3 protein-coding genes and 1 pseudogene are annotated in these 3,970 nt (G+C 56.6%); 2 read left to right on the top strand and 2 right to left on the bottom strand.

Going from position 1 to position 3,970, the window contains the following annotated elements; genetic code table 11:
• On the bottom strand, window positions 1-1,526 hold a 1,526-nt coding region (recQ, locus tag ACESMB_RS12745), incomplete at its 3' end, for a DNA helicase RecQ (RefSeq protein WP_372971725.1).
• Window positions 1,527-1,676: 150 nt separating this feature from the next.
• On the opposite strand from recQ, the gene ACESMB_RS12740 reads away from it, so the two are divergent.
• Window positions 1,677-2,882, top strand: coding sequence for a 1-acyl-sn-glycerol-3-phosphate acyltransferase (locus ACESMB_RS12740; protein WP_372925604.1), 1,206 nt, complete (start codon window positions 1,677-1,679; stop codon window positions 2,880-2,882).
• 15 nt (window positions 2,883-2,897) lie between these two features.
• The gene (locus ACESMB_RS12735; protein ID WP_372971724.1) at window positions 2,898-3,557 is read left to right on the top strand and encodes an alpha/beta hydrolase; all 660 of its coding nucleotides are present in this window, start codon (window positions 2,898-2,900) and stop codon (window positions 3,555-3,557) included.
• Between the two features lie 20 nt (window positions 3,558-3,577).
• Here ACESMB_RS12735 and ACESMB_RS12730 read toward each other — a convergent pair.
• Window positions 3,578-3,970, bottom strand: a pseudogene (locus ACESMB_RS12730) (DUF3417 domain-containing protein); the annotation flags it as partial.

Raw genomic sequence — 3,970 nt, 5'->3', positions numbered from 1 at the left:
AGCAATGGCCGGCACTCTTCGGTAAGCTGCAGCGCCCCATAACCCTCCGGGTCTGCCCGTAAATAGCCGTTGGCAACCAGTTGCCGGAACACCGATTTCCAGTCGTTGGCCGACAGTTCGGTGCCGATGCCATAGGTGGATACCGCCTGGTGCCCGAACTGAAGGATACGTTCGTTTTCAGAGCCACGAAGAACGTCAATAAGATAGGTAACACCAAAACGCTGGCCGGTTCTGAAGACGCAGGAGAGGGCTTTCTGGACCGCCACCTTGCCGTCCCAGGTTTCCGGCGGGTTCAGGCACGTATCGCAGTTGCCGCAGGGCTGTTCCAGAGTGTCACCGAAGTAGCGAAGAAGTACCTGGCGCCGGCAACTTGTCACCTCGCACAGGCCCAGCATGGCATCCAGCTTCTGGCGCTCCACCCGTTTGAACTGGTCGTTACCCATGGAGCCTTCAAGCATCTGGCGCAGTTTGATCACGTCCTGAAGGCCGTAGACCATCCAGGCTGTTGAAGGTTTGCCATCACGCCCGGCCCGGCCGGTTTCCTGGTAGTAGGCTTCCAGGCTTTTGGGCAGGTCCAGGTGGGCTACAAATCGCACGTCCGGCTTGTCGATACCCATACCGAACGCAATGGTAGCCACGATGATGACACCGTCTTCGCGCAGGAATCGTTCCTGATGCCGCGCCCGGTCCAAGGCGTTAAGCCCGGCGTGGTAAGGCAGAGCGGTGTAGCCCTTGCCGCTCAGCATCTTCGCAGTGGCGTCTACCTTGTTACGGGACAGGCAGTAGACAATGCCACAATCACCATCATGCTCTGCTTTAATAAAATCAAGTAATTGCTTGTTAGCATTGGTTTTAGGGGCAATTCGATATTGGATGTTAGGGCGATCAAAACCGCTGATGAAGTGACGGGCCTCCGTCAGCGACAGCCTTTCCGCAATTTCCTTTCGGGTGCGCTCGTCTGCAGTGGCGGTAAGCGCAATTCGCGGTATACCGGGGAATTCATGTGCCAGCCGGCTCAGTTCCAGGTAATCGGAACGGAAATCGTGCCCCCATTGCGAAACACAGTGGGCCTCGTCGATGGCGAACAGGGAAATGGAAGCGTGGTGCAAAAGATCCAGGGTGCGTGGCTGGATCAGACGTTCCGGCGCACAGTAAAGCAGGTCCAGCTCTCCGGTCATCAGCGCATTTTCGGTGTCACGGGCCTGTTCGTAATCCATGGTGGAGTTCAGAAAAGCGGCCCTTACTCCCAGTTCCTTCAGTGCAGCCACCTGATCCTGCATCAATGCGATCAGTGGAGAAATCACGATGGCCGTTCCCGCGCGCACGAGGGCCGGAACCTGGTAACACAGTGATTTACCACCCCCGGTGGGCATCAATACCAGTGCATCGCCGCCGTTCACCACTTCACGAATAATGTCGCCCTGCAAAGGCCTGAAAGTCTCATAGCCGAATACTCGGTGCAGGACTTCTTGCGGATCCTGGTCTGAAACGCGGGGGCGCTCTGTGCTTAACTGTGCAAAATCCATGACTTGGCCGGCGGTGTTGGTTGACGGTAAAAAGTGCCGATCTGGCAGGTTGTGCATGATACCAGAATCCCGTCACGGAATCGGCGGAGACAAACAAACCTTATTACGGCTACAATGCGGCTTTTTCTGCACCCAACAAACAGGATCTCCATGCAGGAATTTGATGCCATCCGTCCCTATTCGGACGAGGAAACCGGAACAGCAATCAACAAACTGGTTCGGGACCCGGAATTTCTGGACATGATCGGCCGCTTCAAATCGCCGACGCTGGCGAAATGGGCACCTGCCATCCTCAGGCTCTGGGTCAGACGCTGGCTTATAAACCATTTTGCCGGTATTGCGCGGGTTGATGATCTCCAGGCCCGGCTCTCGGGCTATGTCGGTGAACTGGTAGACAACACCACGACACGTGTTACCCACAGCGGCCTCGAAAACCTGAACAAACATTGCGCGCACCTGTTTATCTCAAATCATCGCGATATCGTGTTTGACCCCATGGTGGTGAACTACCTGCTGTTTGCCAACGGTTTCAAGACGACCCGGATTGCCATTGGTGACAACCTGCTGGCAAACCGGGTATTTGCCGAGATGATGAGGCTTAACAAGAGTTTTGTGGTTCGCCGCAATATGACCAGCCCGCGGGAAATGCGGGATGCCTACATCATGCTTTCTTCGTTCATCAACCACAGTATCGACAATAACGAAAGCATCTGGATCGCCCAGCGGGAGGGCCGTGCCAAGAGCGGTCTTGATTTTACCGACCCCGCCATCATCAAGATGTTCTACATGAGCAGGAAAAAGAGCGGGCTGGGGTTCGGCGATGCCATGAACCGACTGCATATTGTTCCGGTGTCCATCGCCTATGAATACGACCCCTGTGATATGGACAAGGCCCGGGAACTGGAAACCCGGGCCCGGACGGGTGAATACATCAAGAGAGAAGGCGAGGATACCGATCAGATTATGAAGGGCCTGACTGGATTCAAAGGGCACGTGCACGTGCACTTCGGGGCACCGATCGCCGACGCAGAGGAAAACCCGAAAGAACTGGCTGCGCGGATCGACCGTGAAATGCATGCGAATTACCACCTGCACACCTCGAATCTGGTGGCCTATCAGCAAAGAGGCATCCATCCGGATTCACACGCCACCCGTGAGAGCGTGAGTGACGCAGTGGTTACGGCTGAAGCCTGGTCCCCGGCGGAGATAGAGGCCGCCGAAGCCGAAATGGAGCGACGTCTGGACGCCTGTGACCCGGCGATTCGCCCCTACCTGCTGGACATGTATGCAAACCCCGTTGTGACCGCGTTAGAGGCCCACAATGGCAAACCGGATTCACCAACGGAACATTCCTGATACCCGAGGTATTTTGTGAGAGATCTTCAATACATTGAGGTGGAAACCAGACCTAACCCGACTGCCGCTGTGATCTGGCTCCATGGCCTTGGTGCCAGTGGCCATGATTTCGAACCGGTAGTGCCGGAACTCGGTTTGCCGGCAGATGCGGCGGTGCGTTTCATTTTTCCCCATGCGCCCAACCTGCCAGTGACAATCAATGGCGGTATGACCATGCCGGCCTGGTACGACATCAAGGCGATGGACATCGACCGAGTGGTAGATACCGATCAACTGCTGGCGTCGTCAGATGCCGTTGCACGACTGGTGGACCGGGAAATCGAGCGCGGAGTCAACAGCGAGAACATCATCATCGCAGGCTTTTCCCAGGGTGGGGCGGTGGCTTACGAGCTGGGCCTGAGCTATCCCCGGCGGCTGGGTGGTATTCTTGCGCTGTCAACCTACTTTGCAACCGCCAAAACCGTTGAAGTTTCGGAAGCCAACCGTGGCATTCCCATCAACATCTATCACGGCACCCATGATCCGATGGTGCCTGAATCCCTCGGCCGGCTGAGCGTTGACACACTGAAAAAAATGGGCTTTGACCCGTCCTACCAGACCTTCCCGATGGAGCACAGCGTGTGCCTCGAGGAAGTCCAGGACATTGGCCGCTTTATCCGCGAACACGTCCTGTAACTCATTGCCATGCAGGGGCTTCAGACCCAGAGCATGGCACCCATCTCCAGGGGATGGGTCAGAGCGTCGTGGTAGGGATACATTCTGAGCCTGAGTGTCTGGAGCCCCGGATAGGATGGCTGCAACTGTGTTGCGAATACGGTTCGGCCATCCTCTTCACTTTCCGGTTCCAGGAAAAAGCTTGGGGGGCCGGGGTTCTTGTGGCTACCGGTACATTCCGGGCTGACCAGGCATTCCACCCTTACATCGCCAGCACCCAGGCCGTTGAGCAATGCCTCGACCCTGATTTCTACAGAGCCGTCGTGGGGGCAGCGACAATCCACGCACCCGACTACACTGAGCTCTACGCCGGGCCAGGCGTCCCGTACTCGTGCTTTCCAGTCTGCAAGAGTGCTGGCAAGCTCACCGCCATC

Source organism: Marinobacter sp. (assembly GCF_041686475.1).
In the GTDB taxonomy this organism is placed as follows: domain Bacteria; phylum Pseudomonadota; class Gammaproteobacteria; order Pseudomonadales; family Oleiphilaceae; genus Marinobacter.
Note: the sequence above shows the minus strand (reverse complement) of the source record. Positions and strands in the feature narration are given on the sequence as shown.

Bases quoted from the DNA above. Each gene is read 5' to 3' on its own strand.
- ACESMB_RS12740 (WP_372925604.1), top strand. From the start codon at position 1,677: ATGCAGGAATTTGATGCCATCCGTCCCTATTCGGACGAGGAAACCGGA.